The 24,948-nt window shown below is 45.6% G+C and carries 18 protein-coding genes; 3 read left to right on the forward strand and 15 right to left on the reverse strand.

Annotated features, from left to right (window positions below; all coding sequences use genetic code 11):
• Nucleotides 1-161 precede the first annotated feature (161 nt).
• Entirely contained in the window at nucleotides 162-524 is a 363-nt protein-coding gene (locus EV213_RS01680; RefSeq protein WP_133578737.1) for a hypothetical protein, read from the forward strand.
• A 63-nt stretch (nucleotides 525-587) separates the two neighbouring features.
• On the opposite strand, the gene EV213_RS01685 is transcribed toward EV213_RS01680, so the two are convergent.
• Nucleotides 588-1,616 carry an alpha/beta fold hydrolase gene (locus tag EV213_RS01685; protein WP_133578738.1) on the reverse strand — a complete coding sequence of 343 codons (1,029 nt, stop codon included), beginning with the start codon at nucleotides 1,614-1,616 and terminating at the stop codon, nucleotides 588-590.
• A 125-nt stretch (nucleotides 1,617-1,741) separates the two neighbouring features.
• Between EV213_RS01685 and EV213_RS01690 the strand changes: the two genes are divergently transcribed.
• Nucleotides 1,742-2,674, forward strand: coding sequence for a LysR family transcriptional regulator (locus EV213_RS01690; RefSeq protein ID WP_133578739.1), 933 nt, complete (start codon nucleotides 1,742-1,744; stop codon nucleotides 2,672-2,674).
• 83 nt (nucleotides 2,675-2,757) lie between these two features.
• On the opposite strand, the gene EV213_RS01695 is transcribed toward EV213_RS01690, so the two are convergent.
• From EV213_RS01695 to EV213_RS01760, 14 genes are all read right to left on the reverse strand, one after another.
• Nucleotides 2,758-4,359, reverse strand: coding sequence for an extracellular solute-binding protein (locus tag EV213_RS01695; RefSeq protein WP_133578740.1), 1,602 nt, complete (start codon nucleotides 4,357-4,359; stop codon nucleotides 2,758-2,760).
• Between the two features lie 48 nt (nucleotides 4,360-4,407).
• Nucleotides 4,408-5,286 (reverse strand): carbohydrate ABC transporter permease, encoded by an 879-nt coding sequence (locus tag EV213_RS01700; protein WP_133578741.1) that lies wholly within the window; start codon nucleotides 5,284-5,286, stop codon nucleotides 4,408-4,410.
• Between the two features lie 16 nt (nucleotides 5,287-5,302).
• A complete protein-coding gene (locus EV213_RS01705; RefSeq protein WP_243739963.1) occupies nucleotides 5,303-6,184 on the reverse strand; it encodes an ABC transporter permease in 882 nt (293 codons plus the stop codon).
• 328 nt (nucleotides 6,185-6,512) lie between these two features.
• Nucleotides 6,513-7,004: a flavin reductase family protein gene (locus EV213_RS01710; RefSeq protein WP_133578743.1), complete on the reverse strand. Its 492-nt coding sequence runs from the start codon at nucleotides 7,002-7,004 to the stop codon at nucleotides 6,513-6,515.
• Nucleotides 7,005-7,194: 190 nt separating this feature from the next.
• A complete protein-coding gene (locus EV213_RS01715; protein ID WP_133578744.1) occupies nucleotides 7,195-8,004 on the reverse strand; it encodes an ABC transporter permease in 810 nt (269 codons plus the stop codon).
• The gene (locus EV213_RS01720) at nucleotides 7,997-8,875 is read right to left on the reverse strand and encodes an ABC transporter permease (RefSeq protein WP_166639119.1); all 879 of its coding nucleotides are present in this window, start codon (nucleotides 8,873-8,875) and stop codon (nucleotides 7,997-7,999) included. Before EV213_RS01720 ends, EV213_RS01715 begins: the two co-directional genes overlap by 8 nt.
• Nucleotides 8,860-9,990, reverse strand: coding sequence for an ABC transporter ATP-binding protein (locus tag EV213_RS01725; RefSeq protein ID WP_133578745.1), 1,131 nt, complete (start codon nucleotides 9,988-9,990; stop codon nucleotides 8,860-8,862). The genes EV213_RS01720 and EV213_RS01725 overlap by 16 nt, the downstream gene beginning before the upstream one ends.
• The gene (locus EV213_RS01730; RefSeq protein ID WP_133578746.1) at nucleotides 9,987-11,078 is read right to left on the reverse strand and encodes an ABC transporter substrate-binding protein; all 1,092 of its coding nucleotides are present in this window, start codon (nucleotides 11,076-11,078) and stop codon (nucleotides 9,987-9,989) included. Before EV213_RS01730 ends, EV213_RS01725 begins: the two co-directional genes overlap by 4 nt.
• A 1-nt stretch (nucleotide 11,079) precedes the next feature.
• The gene (locus EV213_RS01735; RefSeq protein ID WP_133578747.1) at nucleotides 11,080-13,056 is read right to left on the reverse strand and encodes a hydantoinase B/oxoprolinase family protein; all 1,977 of its coding nucleotides are present in this window, start codon (nucleotides 13,054-13,056) and stop codon (nucleotides 11,080-11,082) included.
• Nucleotides 13,053-15,122 carry a hydantoinase/oxoprolinase family protein gene (locus tag EV213_RS01740; RefSeq protein WP_133578748.1) on the reverse strand — a complete coding sequence of 690 codons (2,070 nt, stop codon included), beginning with the start codon at nucleotides 15,120-15,122 and terminating at the stop codon, nucleotides 13,053-13,055. Before EV213_RS01740 ends, EV213_RS01735 begins: the two co-directional genes overlap by 4 nt.
• Nucleotides 15,123-15,762: 640 nt before the next feature.
• On the reverse strand, nucleotides 15,763-17,031 hold the full coding sequence (locus EV213_RS01745; RefSeq protein ID WP_133578749.1) for a glucuronate isomerase: 1,269 nt from the start codon (nucleotides 17,029-17,031) through the stop codon (nucleotides 15,763-15,765).
• 1 nt (nucleotide 17,032) lies between these two features.
• Nucleotides 17,033-18,544: a tagaturonate reductase gene (locus EV213_RS01750; protein WP_133578750.1), complete on the reverse strand. Its 1,512-nt coding sequence runs from the start codon at nucleotides 18,542-18,544 to the stop codon at nucleotides 17,033-17,035.
• A 39-nt stretch (nucleotides 18,545-18,583) separates the two neighbouring features.
• Entirely contained in the window at nucleotides 18,584-20,089 is a 1,506-nt protein-coding gene (locus EV213_RS01755) for a UxaA family hydrolase (protein WP_133578751.1), read from the reverse strand.
• 17 nt (nucleotides 20,090-20,106) lie between these two features.
• Nucleotides 20,107-21,402: a Gfo/Idh/MocA family protein gene (locus EV213_RS01760; protein WP_133578752.1), complete on the reverse strand. Its 1,296-nt coding sequence runs from the start codon at nucleotides 21,400-21,402 to the stop codon at nucleotides 20,107-20,109.
• A 523-nt stretch (nucleotides 21,403-21,925) separates the two neighbouring features.
• Between EV213_RS01760 and EV213_RS01765 the strand changes: the two genes are divergently transcribed.
• Complete coding sequence (locus tag EV213_RS01765; protein WP_133578753.1) at nucleotides 21,926-24,241, forward strand: AraC family transcriptional regulator; 2,316 nt, start codon at nucleotides 21,926-21,928, stop codon at nucleotides 24,239-24,241.
• Nucleotides 24,242-24,948 lie beyond the last annotated feature (707 nt).

Genomic DNA, 24,948 nt, shown 5'->3' on the forward strand with positions numbered 1-24,948 from the left:
ATTTAGTATGTTCTCTTCTCAAAACCACTCTATCATAGTACACTGGACCAAAATGGAAATTACACCAAAGGAGGGCATCTGTCATCCTATCACTTTTTATCCGTGTGAACCTCACTGCCGCGTTGTATGGCTTAGGTCTTGCCATCCCGAGCATTTTGTACATGAACATTTATCGAATTGATCGCTTCATTGGCTGGTCAGATGGGCTTATGACTAGTTTAGGGATTGTTTACTTCGTGGCGCTCACGGTTATTCTGTTTTATGTCACGCGTCGACTGCCTTCAGTACTGAGTCGGGTCGCCACATTTTTCTTGCATGGGATTTATGCTTTCGGTCTTCTTCGCTTCGCTTTCTGGCTATACCCAATCACCTACAAAGGCGATGAGATGTCCGCAGGTGGGGGCTTTGCCTTTCTCTTTTTATGTCTTTTGTATTTTTTCTATGTCTTCGTGATGCTTTGTATCTCTTTACCTAAATGGCCGACTGCCATTCCCCACCCCTTTAAAAGCATGCCTGATCAGTGATCGGGCATGCTTTTAGTCTCCATTTGATTTCGCATTCTCTTTTACAGTAGTTCTGCACTAATTTCAAAATGTTCTAACTTCTAAAGATCTCCCCAACAAGCGTTTAAGCTGATTATCAATAAATTGATTATCGGTCTTGTTTATCCCGCGACCGGCAAAATGACCCCAGATCGACTCAATCGGACGAAAATCGGCATTTGGCATTTGCTTTGCCTCGTATTCGTTATCATCCGCCGCGCAAAAGAGATCTGTGCTCCCTGGCATGACGCAAGCAAGTGCTTTTATGCTATTAAGCGCCTTCTCAAAATCTCCATTATAGGTGGGGTTTGCACTAATATCGGCTTGTTGTCCTGTCGATAGCATAGCGAGGACATTGTGCGGATCCATCTCCATAAAGCTTTTTTCCCAGACGCTTGACACAAAATCGGTCAATGCCTCAAACCCGAGCTCACGATAAAGTTCCTCTCTATAAAATGCCTGCGATACGCCCCACCCTGCGTAAACCCGGCCAACGGTGCGCATATGTTTAGAAGTTAGCTCGTTAACTCTGCTAGAATCGAAGTCAATGGCCGCCATAAGCGCAGCCTTCATTGCGTCTAACACCACATACGTATGGTTCCACGTCTTGGCCACACCGGCGAAAGGGGCAATACGCTCCACCATCTCCGGATAACTTGCTCCCCATTGATAGGATTGGATGCCCCCCATGGACCATCCGACGACAAGGGCGATCTTTTGAATGCCAAATTTTTCGGTCACGAGCCGATGCTGGAATTTGATGTTGTCATAAATGGTTACTTGCGGAAAGTTCCCCCGGTCGAATGGCGGAGGCGTATTGCTGGGGGACGAAGACAACCCATTGCCCAGAAGATTAGGAACGATGATAAAATATTTTTGTGGATCTAGTGCCATTCCCTCTCCAATCAACCATTCATTCTGAACATGCTGATCACCAAAAGCTGTAGGATAAACAATGACATTGTCTTTCTTTTCATTTAGTTTTCCATATGTCTTATAAGCAAGAAAAGCGCGAGGTAATGTCTTTCCCGATTGCAAAGCTACGTCACCCAAATCATAAACATCATATTCCATATTGTTGTTATCTCCTTTCAAATTATCGTGCTTATTGTTAGTATAGTTTCAAGAGACGTTCAATAAAAGTGAGCAAAATTCAATATAGCTTTCAATATTATTGAAAGTCAAAGGAGAGTCGTATAATGGAATTGCGCCAATTGAACACGTTCCGAACGGTTGCCTCAACATTAAATTTCAGTCGAGCTGCGGAAGTGCTGAACTACGTCCCTTCCAATGTCACGATGCAGATGAAAGCATTGGAAGAAGAACTTGGGGTGCGTCTTTTTGACCGCCTCGGTAAGCAGCTCGTCCTCACAACGGCGGGCGAGCGCTTTTTAATGCATATCCAAGTTGTGCTCGACAAAGTGGACGAAGCGCGCAGCATCGTTCATGACAATGAAGAGCTGACCGGGACATTAACAATTAGTGCGAACGAGGTTCTCTGCGCCTATCGGCTTCCTGATGTTTTTCACTTATTCCGTTCGCGCCACCCTGGAGTGCGCCTTATCTTCCGCACCGTTCCCAATCAACAGCTCAAGCAATCGCTCTTTGACGGAACTGCAGATGTCGTCTTTATGTTAGACGAACCAATCCGCTCTACCGGACTCGCCATTGAATCAATGGTGGAAGAAACGTTTCGCTTTTTCGCCGCTCCAGACCACCCACTCGCAAAACGACCTTCATTGCAAATGGACGATTTTCATAGAGAAGTCTTTCTGACGAATGAGAAAGGGTGCATGTATAGAACAATGTTTGATCGCTCATTTGAGCAAGAAGGCATTGATACGATTACGCATTTGGAGTTTCAAAATGCCGAAGCGATTAAACAATGTGCCATTACAGGCATCGGGATTGCCTTTCTCCCGGAGGTCGTAGTGAAAGCTGAATTGGCACGTGGCGACCTCGTTACTCTTCCATGGCAAATCCCGGACCTCTACGTGTACACCCAGATGTTATGGCATAAAGACAAGTGGCTTTCACCCATTATCTGCTCTTTTATAAAAGCCGCACGAGAGGTTATTGCTGAAGATCAGGTGGAAAATATGCCATTACGTAAGGGACTAATGGAAAAATAGTTGAAAAGGGATTGCAAAAGAGCTTTATCATAGAGAAAAAAGAGCGTACCTGATCACTGATCAGGTCGCTCTCTTTTTTATGCTTACTCTGCTGTTGTGTAACGCTCATAGGCTGCATTTTCAATTTCCATATACTGATCAAGGCCCATGCTTTCGACCTGCTCAACGTAGCTGTCCCATTCGCTAAGTGGTTTTTCACCTGTGACAAACTTCGCCTCATTCTCACCAATAAATGTTTCCATATCTGCCGCTGTAGAGCTCATAAACTGTAGTTCTTCGTCTGTATAGTTAAACGCATTCCAAATCTCTTCTGGCAAATGTGGTTCGATGCGGTCTCCCGTTTCCACCGCGTTTGGCAATGCTTCTGAACCGTTAAAATATTTTTGTTTCACAATACCAGGATAGCTGCCGCCAAGCCATGTGAAGTATTCGGCTAACGCCTGGTCCTGACTCAAGCCATCTGGGTTGTTTGTAATGTTCTCTGTATAAGCGAGCTTCCCGTCTTCAGCAACGTTGTAAGTCTCTCCTTCTTTACCCATAAAATAAAAGGTCGCGCCTTCATCTCCAAAGAAGTGATCCATCCAACGCACAGTCGCTTCTGGATAAGGGTTACGGTCTGTAATCGCAAAAGCGCCGATGTGCATAAGGCTTTGTTTCACATGTGAATACAGGCTATCGCCATCCGGCCCTTCCAACGCACCTAGGCCCACATAATCGTCTTGTGTCATTTGTGTTACTGGGTTACCCGTCAATACAGCGCCAATGCGCCCTTCTGCACCTTTGGCATTGAACTCAGCGCCTGACTGCGTAAAGATGTCCTGGTCAATGAGACCTTCTGTGTATAGCTTGTTCATATACGTGAGTATCTCTTTGTACTCGTCAAGTGTTCTTGTAAAACGAAGCTCGCCTGTTTCTGGATCAACATCGACATGCTTATGTGCCAAACCACGATTGCCGACGCCCCAAGAGCCTCTCAGCTGCATGATCATGTTGTCTAGGCTTGTGCCACTGAAAGCAATTTCTTCGCCTTCCACTAGATCATTTTCTTTCACAGCCTTCAAGTACTGATAAAATTCTTCTGTTGTCGTTGGTGCTTCCATGCCGAGTTCATCAAGGAACGATTGCTTGACCCAAATTGGTGTTCCAATTAACAAAGACGTAAACTCAGGGTCATAAAAGGAAGGGAAGGCATAAATATTGCCGTCAGCCATCGTTAGACCTTTTCGCAAATCAGGGTTTTCATCGAGCAACTTGGAGAAATTTGGTGCGTATTCTTCAAGCAGGTCATTTAATGGGATAAACACACCTTGTTTACCATACGTCGTTAAGTCTTTCGAATTTAGGCGCGCAGAATAAAACGCGTCAGGATAATCCTGGCTGGCTAACGTTAAATTGACCTTCTCGCTAAGTCCTTCAAAAGGAACTTCTTCAAAATTGATGTTCATCTTGGTTTGGTCCTGATACGTGCTCCACACCATGCGTTCTTCAAAATTATCGTTGTTGGCTGTTGCTTTGCCAGTGAAAAAGGTGAGGTCTATTGCTTCATTCACGATCGGGAAACCCGTCGCATTTGTATTTGCCAAAGCATCTTCTTTTGAGACTGTTGGTGCGCTACTCCCACCGGAGCAGCCAGCAAGCAAAAGCGTCCCTGTTAACATCATCGTTGTAAACTGTTTTTTCATCATAAACCTCCTGAGAATTGTTTAGATAATTTCTTTATCGCTAAAAGGTGTCTAGCCTTTGATTGAGCCAATCATGACCCCTTTAACAAAAAATCGTTGTAAAAATGGATAGAGTATCAACATCGGCAGACTAGCCACAATGACAACGGCGTATTTAATGCCTTCAACTCGCATCATATGCCGCTCAAGCGTGGCATCACTTATGCCAATCATTTCAGACATTTGGTCCTGGATGAGCATTTCGCGTAAGAACAATTGCAACGGATAGAGACCACGATCCGTCAGATAGATTAGCGCATCGAAAAATGCATTCCATTGGCTGACTCCATAAAACAGCACCATGACTGCCAAAACCGGCTTTGAAAGGGGCAGCAAAATTTTCGTAAGGTATTGAATGTTATTGCATCCGTCTAACTGGGCAGATTCTCTCATTTCCTCGGGAATACTTTGGAAAAATGTCCGGATAACAATGACGTTATATACCGAAACGGCACCAGGAATGATCACCGCCCAAATTGTGTTGAGCATGTCAAGATCTCGAATCAAGAGATATGTTGGGATCATGCCCCCATTAAAAAACATCGTAATGACGAGGAACAACGTCAACACGTGGCGACCGTGAAAATCGCGTCGTGACAGTGGGTAAGCGACGAGTACGGACAGCACAAGATTAAACAACGTGCCGAGCACCGTATAAATGATCGTGTTTCGATACCCTAACCAAATATCACTGTTGTTCATAACACTTTGGTACGCTTCAAACGTAGGTTCGACAGGCCACAGCCATAATTCACCTCGAAGGATCGCCGCAGGATTGCTGAACGATGCACTTAACACATATACGAGTGGGTACATGACTATAATTGTGATGACCGTGAGCGTCAGGCCAACAAAAATGCCAAACGCGCGATCTTGCGTTGTTTCTTTCAAACAGACACTCCTTTCCCTACCAAAGACTTGTATTGCTCGTTTTCTTCGCAGCAAAATTGACAGCAAGCAGTATGAAGAAGTTGAGCAGTGACTCAAACAACCCGATGGCGGCGGAGTAGCTGTACTGCGCTCCCACAATCCCTGTCCGATAAATGTGGGTCGCGATCACATCTGACGCTTCCATGTTCAGATCGTTTTGCATGAGAAAGACCTTCTCAAAGCCAACCGATAAAATACTTCCTGTTTGGAGAATCAATAAAATAATGATTGTTGCTTTGATGCCGGGCAAATTCACATGCCAAATTCGTTGCAAACGAGAAGCCCCGTCCATTTTCGCAGCCTCGTGAAGCTGTGGATCAATGCCAGCAAGTGCCGCGAGATAAATAATTGAACTCCACCCCATCTGTTGCCATACACTTGAAAAGACATATGTCGTTTTAAACCATTCAGGCTCTGTTAAAAATAAAATTTCAGATAGGCCAATAAAAGACAACAATTGGTTGATCGCACCGTTTGGCGATAAAAATAAAAACAACATCCCGACCACAACAACGGTCGATAAAAAATGAGGCGCATATGTAACGGTTTGCACGAAGCTTTTGCCGTGTTTGTTTTTCACTTCGTTTAGCAGCAATGCTAACAGAATGGGAATCGGAAAACCTACCGCCAATCCGTATAAACTGATGCCAATCGTATTCGACAAAAGTCGCCAAAAATAAAACGAGTCAAAAAATCGAATAAAATGCTCAAACCCCACCCATTCACTTCCAAGGATGCCTTGGGTGGCAATAAAATCCTTAAAAGCAATTTGCACACCATACATTGGAAAATACTTAAACACAAGAAAATAAATCACAACCGGTAATACGAGTAGGTACAAATCCCAGTTTTTCTTCATCTTTTGAAGATGCCTCTTTTGGTTTGGCGCACTAGGTGTTCGTGCCTCTTTGTTGTGGACAATCCGTCCTTGCATAGAATCCCTCATTCCCTTTAGCCACATATATCAATTACAAGCATATTTCTCCATTTTATAGAGAGATTATTAAGATACTATTGATGAAATGTATGGTTTATGTGAACGAATTCTTTATTTATTTACAAACAGACGGTTATTTTCTTCTTTAACTTGAGGCGATTAGCAATTACATAATGACTGGCACACTAAAAAACCTGCGCCACTATAGGTGGGCAGGCTTCAGACGACTGATTTTCACTGATTTACATGGTTATTCCTTGTTCCACTCGGCTGGCATAGGACGAATGCCGCGGTGGTAATAAATCATTGGTGTGCGGTCGCTGTTTTCAATATCAATGACTTTACCGATCATGACGGTATGATCACCAGCGGGTACAGCTTGATAGGTGTCGCATTGAAGTACAGCTTTGGCGCCTTCGATAATTGGCAGTCCGTTTGGTGACAAGCTCCACTTGCAGGACGCAAATCGATCGACGTCTTTTCGTGCGAAGGTCCAGCAAAGGTCTCCCTGCTCTTCGGCGAGGATATGCACGGCAAAGCCCTTCGCATTTGCGAAAATGTTTTTTGAATTGACATGATCATCAATCGACCAAAGCACGAGCAATGGGTCAATTGAGACCGAGGCAAACGAATTTACAGTTAGACCTACGGGTTCGCCATCCTCTCCTGTGGTGGTCACGATCGTTACACCTGTTGGATACTTTGACATTACGTCTTTATACGTTTGTTGGTGATCAGCCATGCAAGTTTCCCCCTTTGTTCTTTCCAACCTATTTTCTATTTGCAGTGTATGGTGTCATTCTCTCATCCGTTCATCCCATTCTCCAACCTAGTTATATCAAACATCTTGAAACAATTGCAAAGAGAACGTTCGCTTACGGCTGTAAATAACAAATGGCAGCATCTTCACACAAGTATCAAGAGCAGCTTCTTTACATCACCTTTGTCAGTCCGATTGTTTTCTCAATGATGATCAAAGCAACGATCGACACAACGATAAACAAAAATGAAATTGCATTAACTGTTGGATCAAAGGTTTGTTCAATATACCCAAAGGTACGGACCGGTATCGTCACTGTCGAAGGACCAGAGACAAACAGGCTAATTGAAATTTCTCCAAATGAAGTGACGGCGGAAAAGACGGCCCCCGCAATAATGCCAGGCTTGATTAACGGCAGTGTAATTTTATAAAAGGTTTCGGCAGGACCTGCGCCAAGACTCTGGGAAGCAAGCTCTAGTCTAGGATTCATGTTGGACATCGACACGCTCACGGTCCTTACGACATAAGGAAACGCGATAATCATGTGTCCTATCACAAGCGCTCCGAGTGAACCCGACCATCCGAGCGACGTGAACACATACAGAAGTGCAATCCCTAGCACGACTTGCGGAATCATTAACGGACTAAGCATAAACGCTTGAAGGGCACCACGTCCCGGAAAGCGTAACCTAGCCAACGCATACGCCGCCGTTGTTCCGAGCAGCACAGTGAGCGGTGTCACGATGAGGAGCAGGACAATAGAATTCATTAACGCTGCTGTCCACGCTTCGTTTCGGAACACCTCACCAAACCAATGTAGCGAAAAACCTGATGGTGGGAAGGTCGGGTACGGTGTGGGGCTAAATGCCGACAAGGCAATGACAAGCACCGGCAGCAATAAAAATACGTAAACGAGAATGCCTGTTGCCCAGACGATGCCATCTAACGTACTAAAGCGTCGTTTCTTCATTGATCTAGCCATGCATTCTCGCCTCCCAACGTTTTAATACGCCACCTAAAATACCGATAACAATAAACACTAATACAAGCAAAATCATCGCCATTGCTGCGGCCATTGGCAAATTATAGACTTGCATCATCTGCTGATAGATCGACAATGGCAAAAAGGGCTGCAGTCTGCCCCCGACCAATAGAGGGGTAATATAGCTGCCTGCGGCGAGGGAAAACACGAGCATGGCACCAGTGATCATCCCAGGGATCGTCAGCGGAAAGGTGACCTTCCAAAAGGTTTGAAAGCGTCCTGCTCCCATGCTCATCGATGCCTTACGCAAGTTGCCATCGACATCTCCTAGAGACGTTACAATAGGAAGCACGGCAAATGGTAGCATAACTTGCACGTAAGCAATCACGACGGCATTCATGTTCCAAAGCATTTGCAATGGTTCGTTAATGAGATGGAGCGACTCGAGAACATCATTAACAAGACCGTTTTGAGCCAAAAGCACGATCCATGCGAATGTCCTAATGACCACACTTGTAAGCAATGGTGAAATCAAGACAATATAGAAAAAGGCGCGTAGCCCTCGGCTCGGCGCACGGACTAGCAAATAGGCAGCTGGATACGCCAAAAGCAAGCAAATCACCGTCGTCACAAAGGCAATCCATAGGGTCATCCAAATTGTCTTCACGTACAACGGCGTTGTTAACACCTCAGCATATTGCGAAATGCTGTACGTTGGCAGCAGCTGTGAAAAGTCGCCGACTTCACGAAAGCTTAAAACAAATAGAAGGATGAATGGGATGAGCAGAAACAAGAGGAGGAAGACCAGTGTTGGCGACAACATCAGCCATTGAAACAGTGATGCCTTTCCCCGCTTTATTGATTTTGCCATGTGGCATCCCCCCGTTGGACGAGCGGAATAATATCTTCATTTCTCCAAGAAAGCTCCATTTCCTCGCCTGCCTTTGGCAACGTAGGAAAATTCGGGTCCGTCGCGTGGACGATCAGCTCTCCGCGACCCTTTAACTCAAATCGTAAACGAAGCAGCTCACCCGCATAGCTGACGTCCTTGAGCACACCGGTGACGTGATTGATTCCTGGAGTCACTGGCTTTGCACCAATAGTTATCCGCTCTGGGCGCAGCATGCATTGCACATCTGCCTCTTGATCCAACGCCGGCTCATTCGGGACTGCGATGTGAAGGCCTCCTGTTTCGTTGGCGTGCGTACTCACATCGTAATGAAATACATCATCACCCGATCTGGCGTTGTTTTTTCTACCCTCGAGAATGTTCACCTGACCGATAAATTCTGCAACAAAACGATTTGCCGGCTGGCGGTAGACCTGCATTGGTTCGCCCACCTGTTGCAGCTCCCCATCGCCAAGAATGCCAATACGATCAGAAAGACTGAGTGCCTCCTCCTGATCGTGTGTGACAAGAATGGTCGTAATCCCAATGCTTCGCTGAATACGACGCAGCTCTGTTTGCATGTCCTTGCGCAGCTTAGCGTCAAGGTTGCTTAACGGTTCATCCAACAGCAACACAGATGGCTCAATGGCCATCGCTCGGGCAATGGCAACGCGCTGTTGTTGCCCCCCACTCAATTGCTGAGGCATCCGGTCCGCATAAGCTTCCAAGCGCACGAGAGCAAGGACTTCCTCGACTTTTTTGGCTATGTCCGCTTTTGGCATTTTCTTGACACGCAGCCCATACGCGACGTTGTCAAAGACACTTAAATGCGGGAACAACGCATAGTTTTGAAACACCATCCCCATTTTCCTTCGAAATGGCGGAAGTGCTGTGACATCCGTCTCATCTAGATAGACGTCTCCAGAAGAAGGGTCAAGAAAACCAGCAATAATGTTTAATAAGGTGGTTTTTCCACAGCCACTTGGGCCGAGAAGGGAGAAAAATTCTCCTTCTCGAACTTCAAGGTCCACATGACGTAAGGCCGTGTTTTCACCGAACTGTCGACTAACTCCACGGATTGAGATGCCTTTCGTCATTGGCCTCCCCCCATCACCTGCGTCCAGCGGTTTGTCCAATCTGCCACATTAGGGGACGCTGTTTCATAATCCACCCACTTCAGCTCGCGATAAAACTCTTCACCAACCTGTACTTTGTCGGCAATGGAATCGCTGTACTCCACATTTTGATTGGTCATCCCGTAATAGGTGAGGTCTGAAAACGCTTTTTGAACGTCAGGACTTGAAAGATAGTCGACGAGTTTGTAGGCATTTGCTTCATTTGGTGCGCCTTTTGTAACCACCCAGCTTGCCACTGCGGCAACGGGTCCTTCCTCAGGATAAACGAACCCAAGATCGAGACCGGCTTCTTGTAGAGCAAAGGTACGTCCATCCCAAAACGGCACAAGCCAAGCGTCTCCACGCTCAAGTAACGTCTGAATAGAGCCTGCATTGTCTGGATAGGCGACGACATTGCTGCTAAGTTTTCCGAGCTCTTCGAAGGCTTTATCAATAGATGCTTGATCGCTTTCCTCGCCACCAAATGCATTGACCCAGCCTGAGAAAAACTGCAAGCCTGCTGCATAGCTAGGAGATGATACAGCGACATGCCCTGCATACGCTGGATCCTGTAGGTCCTTCCAGCTTTCAGGTGCTTTATCAACGAGGTCTTTGCGGTACGCAATGCCGAGCTGCCCCATGCTAAAGCCTGCTGCATAAGTCTCTCCCTCATACTGAAGCTTCTCCTGAACAGATGGGTAAAGGTCTGCTAAATTCGGTACATTTTCCTCAGTTAATGGCTGTAGTAGCCCTGTTGCCGCTGCACGCGTGATTGTGTCTGGCTGAAGAACGAGAACGTCATACGCAGGGTTGTTTCCATTTGACGCACGAAGTTTGGAAAACCATTCGGCATCCGTTCCTGCCACAACATCAACCTCGATGCCAGTTTCTTCTTCAAAGCCCTTAATGCCTGCGGAGATAATGTTTTCCTCCCATGCACCTCCCGTTACACCGATTACAACTTTGTCTGTTTCTGGCAACGGACCGTCCGCGTTGTCTGTTGTTCCTCCACCGCCACATGCGGTTAGAGCTAAAAGCAAAAGTGATCCAATGATGGCCTGTTTTTTCATTTTAGTTTTCCTCCTGATGTTCAATAATGGTCCAAGCGTGTTGAATGTCTTGTTCTGTTAACGCTTCTTTCGCATTTGAAAAATAATCGTGTAGAAGCTGTTTGTAATGCCAACGTTCGGCTGCTGGCTTTTGCTGCACGAGCAAGGCAAGTACATCACTCGCATCCGTCGTCCAAATACGCTCATAGGCCTCACGTGCCTCGCCAAAATCCCAAGGGTTTGGCGCTTCATTAAAATGAGCCAGACGTAACGCCTTTGTCTCGTCATGCTGCACTTTATATGCGTATCCGATTTGCTGAAGCTCTACACCATAAGCTTCACGAGCCACTGACAGTGTGAGCAGCCCTGCTTCGACATCTTGACGAACCGCTTCAGGGTCCCGTTCATAAGGATGTCCCCAGCCGCCGCCTCCAGGAGAAAGAATCTGAACGACATCTTTTTTTTCTGGCTTAAGCACATTAATTTTTGGTTCGTTGGTTTCCTTCGAAGTCCCTGGGTTAAGGTGTACACTGCCCGAAGCTCCTGCTTTTCCACCAGCGAAACCCCAAGGCTGAAAACGCAGACGCTCCATTCCGCGAGCTGTCACCATTGAGTCAGGTTGCACAATTTCAAAATCAAGTCCGATCGCATGACCGCCACGATGCTTGCCGGGACCTGCCGTATTCGGCAACAATTCATAGCGCTTGACGAAGATATCAATATGCTGCTCAAGGCTTTCAATTGGCGTGTTCTTCAAGAAGCCAGACGCATGGTCAATGCCATCGACACCATCCATATCGGCTTGACCACCACCCCCGCCGCCCATTGGTTCGACAACGGCCATGCTACGCTTGCCGCCATCACCTGTTGGCGTGGATAACACGACAATGGCCGCTTGCCCCGCACCAGCCGCGGGCACTTCTTCTGGCATCGATTTAGCAAGCGCACCAAGAACAACATTGTACATGCGCATCGTAATTGAGTGACGCACCCCGACTGCGGCAGGGTATTCAGGGTTCACAAGTGTCCCACGAGGTGCTTCGACATGGATAGGTCGCGTGATGCCACCGTTAATCGGGATGTGTGGGTCTGTGCTAATAATGTAATTTATCAAGCCCTGAAACAGAAAAGAATGAGGACTTCCGTTTGTCACTAAGTTAAAGGCTGTTCTCACTTGGGGATCACAGGTTGAAAAATCAAGGGTGATGTCGCCACCGCGCACTTTTGCGGTAACCGCCAAGCGAATCGGTGTGTCGGAAACGATGTCATCGTCGAGATAATCGCTGAAGGAATAATCACCATCTGGAAGTCGATCAATGATCTGCCGCGACCGTGATTCACTTTGCTCGAGTAAATCATCCATCGCCGCCGTCACATCAGAGACACCAAACTTATCCACCATCCGAAGCAGGCGCTCCTCTGCCGTATTGACAGCGGCCACCATGGCGTTAATATCACCTTGGTTCAGCTCAGGCACGCGACTGTTCGCGCCTAAAAAACGAAGCACATCCTTGTTTGGCTCGCCACGTTTGTACAACTTAACAGGCGGGATCCGAAGTCCCTCTTGATGAATGTCCGTCGCACTTGGCGAAATGCTTGCTGGCACGAGACCTCCTACATCACTGCAATGGACGAAGCTCCAAGCAAAGCTGATCAGCTCACCTTCTGAAAAGATCGGCTTAAACACATGAATATCAGGAAGGTGCGTCGCAAGCCCGTCCGTCGTGTACGGATCGTTGGTAATAATAATATCGCCCGGTTCGATCGAATCAAGCTCTTGAATGGCACGTGTTAACGTCAGTCCCATGAAGATGGTGACGCCGACGGTTTTCGGATAGACATAAAATTCGCCTTTAGGCGTTGCAAGTGCCGTCGCAAAATCGGCCGACTCTTTCACGAACGTCGTAAAGGAGGTTCGCTCAATCACATGCCCCATCCCACTGGCAATCGAATTAAAATAGCTGCGCAATATTTCGAGCGTTGCTGGGTCGGTCCTCATGAGCGCTCCCCTCCTTGTTGTCGTTCAATGAGTAGATTGCCACTAACATCTGTACGTGCTTCCCATGCCGGCAACACAACAGTTGTTGTGTCGTCCTGCTCGACGATCGCTGGTCCAGGGACAACATGCCCAACCAATAAGTCTTCACGTCGATACACTGACGCTTCTTCGGCTTGACCACGACAAATGATTTGACGTGTGGCTATCGGTTGCAGTGTTGCCCCTTTTTCTACTGATGAAATCGCTGCTCGGAGTGGCTTTGGCGTATGACCGATGATTCGAGCTCTGAGGTTAATGATCTCAATAATCGCCTCTGGATCGCTGTGGCCATACTGCTTTTTATGAAGAGCGTGGAATCGGTCAATCAAGCTTGAGCTATCCTTCGCTTCAACCCATTGATTTTCGATGTCCATCTCAATATCAAACGCTTGCCCCTTGTAGCGAGCATCCAATGATAAGATGAAGCTTCGTCCTGTTAGAACCTCAAGGTTTTGATCATCTAGCCAACTCGCGGCTTCATCGGAAAGGGACTCGTACGTTTTCCTGAGGCTATCCATCGGCAGCTCATGAAGCAGTGCATCCACTGACTTTACTGCGTCATACACAAAATCAGAGCTCAATGCCCCTTGCGCACAAAGCGTTCCTGGCGTTGGAGGGACAACAACACGTCTCGCCTGAATTTCCTCTGCTAGGAAGTTTGCCGTCACTGGACCAGCCCCGCCAAAAGCAAGAAAACTAAAGGAACGTGGGTCAAAACCGTGTTGCTCCATGACGTTACTTAACTCCGCATACATATTGGCAACAGCCACTTGAATCATATGATCGGCTGCTTTGGCGGGCGTACTACCGAGGTGACTGGCAATCGGCATCATTGCTTGCTCTGCGAGATGAGGGTGCAACGTCAGGTTGCCAGCAGCAAAACGGTCTGGAGAAAGATACCCACAGAGGAGGAAAGCATCGGTTAACGACGGCTCTTTTCCTTTACCGTAACAGGCTGGACCAGGGTCAGACCCGACCGATTCTGGGCCAACCTTCAGCATGCCACCTGCATCAATCCACCCTTTCGATCCCCCTCCTGCCCCTACCGAATACATAGAGACGGATGGCATCATGATGGGGACCCCACCTAATTGATTGGCTTGTGTAAAGGTAGGGTGTCCATTCTCAATAATGGATATGTCTGCACTTGTGCCTCCCATATCGAAGGTCACAATATCCTTCAAACCAGACGCTTTGGCTTCCTGAAGGGCCCCTACGACACCAGCCGCTGGCCCCGAAAACAACGTACGAACCGGTGCCTCAGCAGCCGTTTCAATCGTCATTATCCCTCCATTGGATTGTGTAATAAAGGGGGTCGTTCGCACACCTCTTGATTCAAGGCGTTCCTTCAATGTCGTGAAGTACGCTCTGACCTTTGGCTGAATATACACATTCGCCGCACCGAGGACAGCACGTTCGAATTCTCGCATCTGTGGCCAGAGTGCCGCCGATCCAATGACTTCAATATGTGGAGCACGCTCACGAATTCGCTCTACGGCCTTCTCTTCATGAGTGCTGTTTCGGTAGCTATGCAAGAAGGCAACGACGATCCCTTCAATGTTTTCCTCTAGCGCTTGGTCAATCGCTTGATCTATTGAAGCGATTTCAAGCGGTTGGTGAACGTCGCCTGTATGAAGCATGCGTTCCGAAATCGAATACACATGTTTTCTTGGCACCAACGGCTCTGGCAACCGTGAGCGGAAATCATAAGGGACTGGTAAGCGCAAGCGTTGTAGGGAGAGAATGTCACGAAATCCCTCCGTCACAAACAGCGCTGTCTTTGCTCCTTTTCGCTGCAATAAGGTGTTCAAACCAATTGTCGTGCCGTGAACAAAATAAGTGATGGACGACACATTAATTCCGTCGTCTTCCAGCATGTCCAAGCCTTTTTGAATGCCAGCCGCTGGATCCTCTGGAACGGTCGGCATCTTTAATGTTTTAAGAAGGCCTGTATTCACATTCAACAGCGTCAGGTCTGTAAACGTTCCTCCGATGTCGATACCCAATCTGTATGTTTGCTTCCCCAACTAAGAAACCTCCTCTTGAACTTCAAGCGCACTCTTTACTTTATAATGCCTCAGTTGAGACTGTTTCATCATTCTTCACTAAAAATGAAGAAATCGATAACAACTCAATGAACTGATTGTTTTCAAATAGTTGCAACTCGTCTTCCAATTAATTAAATCCCTACACGAATAATAGGTAAATGATGAATTAATCCTATAAGATAAGTCCAGTTTAGTCAATCGATTCACTCGAATTATGTCGAAAATTCGTATGTATTTACTGGAATACCAATCAAAAAGGTAGGTCATGATGCAGATTTTCTTAGAAAGAGACTCGTTTCGCGCAAGTAGGCATGCTGGTCTCGAGAACTTATTGTGTTTAGTCGCACAGTTTGTCTCCGTATCCGCGCAAGTTGTCTCGTTTTCCGCGCAGCTTTGGCTCGTATCCACGCCGGTTAGAGCTTTTTCCTCGCACTTATAGCCTTTCCTTCCGAGCCCTTTTCCGTATCCGTGCTGTTTGTGGCAAGCAATACTATTGAGAGCGAACCATTAACTAGGCATCACAATATAAAAAACGGCCAGCACATCAATTTGATGTGTTGGCCGTTTTTCGACTTTCTCCGCATTGATTTTGTAGATAAACCTTCTTGATCTTGCACGTTTACGCATTTTGTTTTGCTTTTGCTTCCTTGCCAACAAAACGCCAGAAGTTGTCCGCAAACAGATCAGCCACGTCTCGCTTAATCTCGTCTTCGCTAATTGTCCATCCCGTTTGCAAAATGTCGTTGTACTTGTCAATCAGCACATCACCGATCAATTGCTTAGAATGGCTCCACTTATAAACAAGCTGCTCAAGAACGCGAGCATCGGAATGCTGTGGAATCATACTTGTGCCGAGCATTTCCATGCGCATACGTGTCATTTCGTTAATAATGATCGGGTTGTTCATAAACCACCAGCAACCGAAAATCATTAAGTTCGAGAATTTGCGTGCCAACACGACGAGTTCATGCTGGTTTTCACGTGAGAGCATCGTGACAATAAATTTATTGTCAGGATAATGAGAAAGCAAATGCTCAACGGCATCCATGGAGGCTTTTCCTAAATAGTCTCCAGCATCTCCAAGCCTCGGATTCACTTGCTTTTTCACGCCAATCATCATAGCAAATGGCAGGCTGTTTTCTTTTGAAACAGGCAGAATACATTCTTCAATGACTTTTCCACGGAAGGAATCCTCAGGGAAGGCAAACGTTGGTGGCAAGGACACGGCCATATAGACAGGGTCCATCCGTTTAATCCAATCGTTCAAAAACCGGCGAACTTCTGCAGCTGTTTGCTCTGACCAATTGGCATCCACCTTATAGCCCCAGCCCTGCAGCTTTGGCACAGATTGCTCAAACTGGTTCAACAATGGGTCGATACGTAAGGCTGCGTGGAATGGCGCCTCAGCCTTCTCTCCTTTTTCCCAAGAAACACGTTCAAGGTCATCAAACGGATCATTGGTCATGACAACATGATTCACATTCGCCGCCTTCAACACATTCGCCACAGCTTGCTCACTAGTAAGCTTTTCAAAATGAGCACGGTACGCATTTAAATCTCTCGTCGACGGATCGAGACCAAGTCCTTGCAAGCAAGTAAGTACCCCGCGACAGGCTTCACTTACTGGAGAATGCTTAATAAACAGCTCGTCCCAAATCAAATCAGCCTGTTCACGTTTGCTGAGCTCCCAGAAAGCTTCTGGCGTGATATCTGTCCAACGCATCACTTCAGCAACCAAGTAATGGTAGGTTAACAGCTCGTCAATATCCCAAAGCAAAATGTCTCCGAAATTTGGTGAATACAGATGCGTATGCATGTCCGTGACCGGCTGCTTTTGAATAGCCTCGTGTACGACAGTTTCCAGTTGGTCTTTCGATTGAATGGTCATGTTACTTCCTCCCTTTCGAATATGGGCCAATGTGTTGGCTGATTGTTTCAAGCACGCCTTCCTGAAGCATTGCCGTTACATTTGAGACGACGGCATCCTTCCAGCCGGTAATCTCGTTTAAGTCGCTCCCCCACACATCCTTCTCGGCGAGGATATTTTGCACGAACGAATCAATGCTCTGCTGCTCGATATCAAATGTGCTCCACTCACGCTCAAACAAAGCGATCGCTTCATCTTGATCGCGAATTTGATATAAATCGTTTTCCCGTTTCCCTGTCAAAAAAGCACCATCTCTGGCTACAGGACGCCCATACAATAGCTGTGCAGCGAAAGAAAGCGCCAGCAATGGTGGGACTTGTTGCTCCTTTTCCACGTAGGTAAACAATGAGGGCAAGAGGCGAGACTTCCATTTTTGTGTCGCATTCATGCCGATATCTGTTAAGTAATGTTGTGTGAAGGGATTTTCAAAACGTTCAATCACAGACTGTGCAAATGCCTGTTTCTCTTGCTCATCAAAATCGAAGGCAGGAATGAGCTCACTGGACAACGCATTCTCGACAAAAGGTCTTAACACGGGATGGCGCATCGCTTCGCCCACCGTATCAACGCCTGCCAGATATCCAACTGCGCTTAGCATCGTATGAGGGCCATTTAGTAGCTTAACTTTAATCGTACGTTGCGGAGCCACATCTCCCCATTTCACATTTAAGCCTGCATCCACAAAGGGGAGCACCTGTTCAGCCTTTTCATCCCCTTCAATCGCAAACAAATGATACGGTTCACCAATTACGACCAGTTTATCACTATAGCCAAGTCGTTCCTCGTACGTTGTTTCTTCACCTCTTGGATAGCCTGGTACGATCCGGTCAACGAGCGTATTGCAAAACTGATTTTCCTCCTGTACCCAGCGAACAAAATCCTCCGACAACTCCCAATCTTTCGCTTTCATTACAACGATTGATTGCAGGAATTCGCCGTTGTTGTCCACGAGCTCACAAGGAACTATCAACCACCCAGGAAGTTTAGCTAAATAACGGTGATGCAATGCCAATGCCAGTTTTCCTGGAAATGACAGCGGCGCTTTTTCCGGCTCATAAGGCTCTTTCTCATACACGAGACCGGCTTCCGTCGTATTGGAAAATACGACTTCAATATCTGGCGATGCAGCAACCTCAAGGACTTTATCCCAATCCTGATATGGATTAATGCCTCTTGAAATTGAGGTGATGACTTCTGCGTCGTCAATCGTTTCCCCATTATGAATCCCTTTTTGAATGTACGTATACAGTCCATTCTGTGCGTTCAGCTTCGGAACGACCTTCCCATGTGGAGTCGGTTGGATTGCAACGACGCGCCCATTAAACAGTCCCTGCTTGTTCATCTCTTGAATCATCCAATCGACAAAACCGCGAAGAAAATTGCCTTCGCCGAATTGGAGGACTTTTTCTGGTAGCTCCTGTGAAGGATTCGATGATTTAACCTGTGCTTCATATACGCGTTGATTTAGTTGCATACATTTCCCTCCAATCGTCTGTTAGTCCTCTCTCTAGTCTTAGAGAATTACACCGTCTTTAAAGATCGAGATTTCTTTATAGCCAAACTCCTCGTTTCGCGTTAATGTCTCACCAGAAGCAAGGGCGACGATGTAATCAAGCAATTCGTCCGTTACCTCTTCCATTGGCTTGCCTTCGAGAAGCTGACCTGCATTAAAATCAATCCAATGCTTTTTCTTTTCAGCGAGCTGTGAATTGGTAGAGACCTTCACTGTCGGAACAGGACCTCCAAACGGTGTACCTCTCCCCGTTGTGAATATGACAATATGCGCCCCTGCTGCGGACAACGTCGTCACAGAAACCAAATCATTTCCCGGTCCTTGAATAAGGTTCAATCCTTTTTTCTCTAACCGACCGCCGTAGGGAAGCACATCTACTACGTTGGCAAAACCACCTTTTTGGACACAGCCTAACGACTTTTCCTCAAGTGTTGTAATGCCTCCGTCCTTATTACCAGGTGAAGGGTTCTCATACACTGGCTGGTCATGGCGAATAAAATATTCCTTAAAGTCATTGATTAAATGGACAATCTTGTCAAAGGTTTCTTCATCTTTTGCACGGTCCATCAGGATCGTTTCTGCACCAAACATTTCTGGGACTTCGGTCAATGCGGTTGTTCCGCCATGACCAATTAAAGCGTCGGAAAACGCGCCAACAAGTGGGTTGGCAGTGATGCCAGAGAATCCATCCGAGCCACCGCATTTCAAACCGACCTTCAATTTGGACAACGGGATGTCCTCTCTCGTAAAGGAGCGTGAATACGCAAACAGCTCATTAAGCAGCTCAAGCCCTTGCTCCATTTCGTCGTCAGCCTCTTGAACCCCTAGAAACTTGACCCGATTCTCATCATAATCACCAAGTACCTTTTTAAACTCACTAATATGATTGTTTTCACAGCCTAGCCCTAAAACAAGGACACCCGCTGCATTCGGGTGATGGACGAGGTTGCTGAGGATGGTCTGCGTATACAAAAGGTCGTCTCCAAGTTGAGAGCAGCCGAAGAGATGCGCATAATGATACACACCGTCCACGCCGTTCCCCTTCATTTGCCGATCTGCAAGCGCTGCTAGTCGCTCAGCGGTTTTATTAATACAACCTACAGTATTAATAATCCAGATTTCGTTGCGGATACCGACATCCCCATTGGGTCGGTTATAGCCTTTAAATGTTCTTTCTGTTCGTGTGGTCTCTGTTTTTGCCGCCCTATTTTCAGGCTTGTATTCGTAGGAAAGCGTTCCTTCAAGCTTCGTTTTCATGTTTTGAGAATGAATCCATTCTCCCGCTGCTACAGCGTCGGTCGTTTTTCCAATCGGGAATCCGTATTTCATCACATCGGTTCCCGCTGGAAGATCGAGAAGGGCAATTTTATGGCCCGCTGGAATGTCTTCCTTACAAATGACTTCACCCTCCGGCAATGAAACCGTCTCTCCCTTTGCGAAAGGTCTCAGTGTCACAACAACATTGTCTCCGGTATGCACACGTAAAAATGGTTCTTTGATCGCCATTCGCTCGCTCCCTTTCTTTAGTTTGGTTGAACGGACACAGGCTTTAACAATTCTTTAATTTGAATTGGCTTTCCAGAAGAGGCAGATTTCCAAATCGCTTCTCCCGCTGCAATTGAATATGCCCCTGCTTCTGAGCCTGCCAATATTTCATAGCCTCGATGCGGATCAATACCAAGGAATATATCTTCAATGAGAAGTGGGTCGCCACCACCATGACCTCCGTCATTTTGTACCACATTGATTTGCTCCTTCGCCCCAAAAAGAGGAAAGTAATCTACGGTTTGTTCAGGGACTTCAAATGGCACCCTGCTGAGTTCATGAAATTCTGTCGTTTCTATCCGTCCCTTTGTTCCATTAATGGCTAGACGATACCCCTCGTATGGCAGTGAAAAATTGATTGAGTAGCTGAGCATGGCGCCTTTGTCGTATTTCATAACAGCCGTGTACGTATCTTCAATCTCAATCTCATCATCAAAAATACATTGATCTGCCCGATATCCAGTATATGCGCTACCCGCAGCCTGGTCCCCTTGGATATGATCATCAAGGACGCTTGTCCGGTTTGTTCGCGTCGTCCATCTTGTGTAGTAAGGGCATACATTTTGTTCGGAGCAGGTTTCACAGTGACGTCCATTTCGCTTCGATGGATTGTGCTCTCCGTCTGGTCCATAATAATTCAATGCGCCATAGGCAAATGCCTCGACTGGCCTTTGATCCGTCCACCATTGCACGAGGTCAAAATGGTGTGTGGATTTATGGACGGACAACCCCCCCGAAAATTCTCTCATCCGATTCCAGCGTTTAAAATAACTTGCGCCATGATACGTATCAATGTACCAATTTAAATCGACTGAGGTGACACGGCCGATTTTGCCATCCAAAATCATTTCTTTAATTTTACGATGAAATGGACTGTATCTATAATTGAAGGTAACGATAATTTTTCCCTTACTCGCTTTTTCTGCTTCGATGGCACGTACAGCGTCTTCTGCTGTTGTCACCATTGGCTTTTCTGTAATCACGTCAATGTCGTGTTCAAGCGCTTTCAAAATATAATCAATATGAGTGTTGTCACGACTCGCCACAATGATGACATCTGGTCTCGTCTCTTGAACCATTTGGTCAAAGGCTTCGGCAGAGTAAGTAGGAACATCTTTAATCTGCGGAAGTCGCTCCTTGCTAACAGCAAAGCGACGTGGGTCTGCATCTAGCATACCGACCAATCGTCCATACTGTTCATATTGCGTGACCAGAGGTTTAATAAACATGCCAATCGCCCGGTTGCTAATGCCACAAACTGCATATGATTTCATCGTTTTCCCCTTCCAAAAGTCTTCTGAAGGCCCTCTACTCCCTAAACGGCCTATTCGAACGTTTCACTTCGTTCGTCCAGAATCTTTCGTTGTTGTTTTTTGTAAGCGGATTCACAAAATGAACTGCTCTTTTCTTTGAGATGAGCATCGACTCGCTCAAACCAGCACAACGTTACAGCAAAACCAGCACCACTCAATCGACAGTCTCTCACCTCCACGTTTTTTCTCATTTAACGTATAGAGTGTCGGTCTACTCTTTATATTACCAATTTGCTGACGATACTTAAAGAGACTATTTTAAATACCATTTAAATCCATATACTTATTTGGATTTCATCTCACAGCTCTTCAATCTATAATTTAGCGATTTATCAAAGAATATCGTACTATTCTAGATGATTTCTCTCGTGATAGATTGTCTTTTCAATCTCAAAATTAAAGGATTTCTATTTAAGTAAAAAGAATGCTATAATCTTCATGAATGTAAGCGTTAACACATAGTGATTGCTAAAGGAGGGGACACATGTTTCGGCAACGGAAATCATTTTATATTCGCCTGACCATGTTTATTGTGCTCATTAGCACCGTCCCCGTATTAATTGTGGGGGTCTTTTCATATATTCGTGCATCCGATACACTTCAGGAAAATGTGCACACAGAAAAAATACAAAGTGTCTACCAAAGTCAATTAAATATTGAACAAACGTTAAAAACCGCTGATCATTCCCTTAGTTATTTTGTGAACTCATCGTTTTTAAAATCCGTCCTAAAGGAACCTATGTATGCAACACAATTTCAGCTTCTTAATGAGCTAAAGCAAGAAATGAATCATTTGCAAACCTTTGATATCGGACTGGAAGAAGTACTGCTTGTCAGTTTACGAGAGCAATGGGTCATCGACAGCTTTGGCTTTCGACGACTGACAAATGAACAGACAAATACATTTAGGAAAGCCTACACAGACTACCCTGCCGACTCGGTATGGATTTTGGAAGACCCAGAGTGGCTAGGCTACAAAATAGATGTAGAACAACAGTGTTCTCTAAGAGTGAATCTTGTCAAAATGGTGCCAGCGAATGCGAACCAAAAAAGCGGTCTAGCCATTGCAAGCTTTCCTGCATGCAGATTGCTTACCCTTGATCTAGACACACAGAAAGAAGCGTTTTTTATTCTTGATGAAAATCAAAAGGTCATCGACTCTGAAAGGCTCGATGTGTTAAACGAAGCGTATGAAAATCCCACTGAGCTTTATGAGTTAATAACAGAAAAATCACAAGTCTCAAAAACAGGTCAGTTCTCTGTAGAAAAAGAAATGGGCGACTACACGATTACGTATCGAAAATCGCTGTTTAACAATTGGATCTACGTCTCGTTTATTTCGAATCAAGAGCTAACGAAAGATTCCAGTGCAATAGGCGTCTTCACGTTAACGATTTGCTTGACGGTCATTCTTATCGTATTGTTTTTCGGTTGGTTTGGCTCTCGTCGAATCTATCGACCTGTGCGAGATTTAAATAAAACGATCCTTGCTACCTTATCTCCACTGAAGGCGAAGCAAGCAAACATTGATGAGTTTGCTTTTTTCAATGAGCACATTTTTGATATGCGTGATAAGCACAATCAACTGTTGGGAGAATTGAATGGGCAAATGGAGCAGCTCCGTCATTTGTTTATTGTCAATCTCGTTCAAGGTCATCTTTCTTCAGAGAGCATTCAGCAAAGGATGTCATCTTTGAACTATCCAGAACAATGGACCTCGTTCTGCTTATTTGCGATGCAAATCGACACACTTAAAGGAACAACGTATACATCAAAGGATAAGGATCTCCTTTTACTTACAATGAATCGTCTTGTGCAGGAACAAATTCCTGATGACGTTCGACTAACACCAATGGTGAATAAGCATACGTTAGTCCTCGTGTTAGCCGCAACAGAAGCGGAAAACACAAATGCGTCTTATGAAACGATCGCCAAGGAGCTTATTGCTCTATTCAAGGAAGACTTTGGCATCTCTGTAAGCATCGGTCAAAGCGCTCCGTATACGAATTTAGCAAATACTCGAGAAGCGTATGAAGAAGGTGTTGAAGCCTTAAAGCATCGGGTGACACACGGTAAAGAGGCTGTTATTCCTTTTGTAACAATTGAGAGAGATCATATTTACTTCACGCATTATCCACAAAAACAAGTGCATCTCGTCATGGAAGCCATTAGAAATGGCAACTTGAAAGAAACGGAGGATCACTTGTACACTACCATTAAAGAAATCGTTTCTACCAATCAACATCCGAACCAGAATCATATTTCTCTCATGCGATTGTTGAATGACATCATTCAGCTCATGCATCGCATGGGTATTGACTACTTTGAGGTCAACAGCCAAAATACGTTATTTGATAGTCTGTTTCAGCTTCATGATACCGATGCTATTTATGAATGGTTCCATGTCACACTAATTGCTCCACTCGTACTAAAGATAAATGAACGTTCGAGTGAACAATACAAGAACATTTCAGAACAAATCATTCATATGATTCAAGAAAAATACGACACGGACATTACTCTTGAGTCCATTGCCGATGAGCTTCACTATCACCCGAATTATCTCAGCTCAATGTTTCGGAAGGAAACCGGCTTGTCTTTTACGGAATACTTAACCTCATTTCGTTTAAGTGTTGCTAAGAAATGGTTGATGACAAGCAAAATGCCGATACGTGAAATTGCTGAAAAGCTCCGCTATGGCAACTCACAAAATTTCATTCGCTCGTTTAAGAAAAAGGAAGGCATGACTCCAGGCAAATACCGCGATTCTCATACCGAGTTACCGCCAGATTTTATTTAAACAAGCACCTTTGCACCTTAATTTTTAGAGGTAAGCCTAAATAGTGGCTCACACATGTTAAAGTTGGCACGCGGCAAAGAAAACACGACGAAGTCTTTTTTGAGTTGATGAAGCCCTTATGCCTTTTAGGGTGCAAATAAAACACAATCGCTTCGTCAAAATACTTCGCTTTCACCATAAATGGTATAAGGTCAACATCGATTCGAGAGTACCTCATCGTGTTTACTTTACCGCCTGGCACGGCTTCAGCTTCCTCGGAAAGCTTTCCGAGGGGATCTTCAGCTCGTGCTGTTCCCGCAGGAGTCTACGTATTTTGACTGCGCTCATTGCCTATCTTTATATCTTTATTATTGACTGTTACTTAAAGAAGAAAAGTCATTACTCCTGTTGAAGTAAATCCCCCGTTAGTTCAATAAGAAAATGACTGAAAACGACGAAACGTACTTGAGAGTCGATGTTGATCTTATGGCCTTTAGGGTAAAAGCGAGCGTATGGCAGCTTGTATAAAAAGCATCATCCACAACAAGATTGTATTATATATCGGGTTACATGAAAAAACCGAACGGCCTTACGAAATTAAACGTGACATTTCGTAGACATTCGGATTTTTTATTAAGACAACTTTCTCAGTGCAAAATAACCTTCAACGCTTGATGTAATTGAGTGGAAGCATGGTGAGATTGATCAATTGACATCTTAAGTACAAA

The sequence above is a fragment of the Aureibacillus halotolerans genome, from assembly GCF_004363045.1.
Lineage (GTDB): Bacteria > Bacillota > Bacilli > Bacillales > DSM-28697 > Aureibacillus > Aureibacillus halotolerans.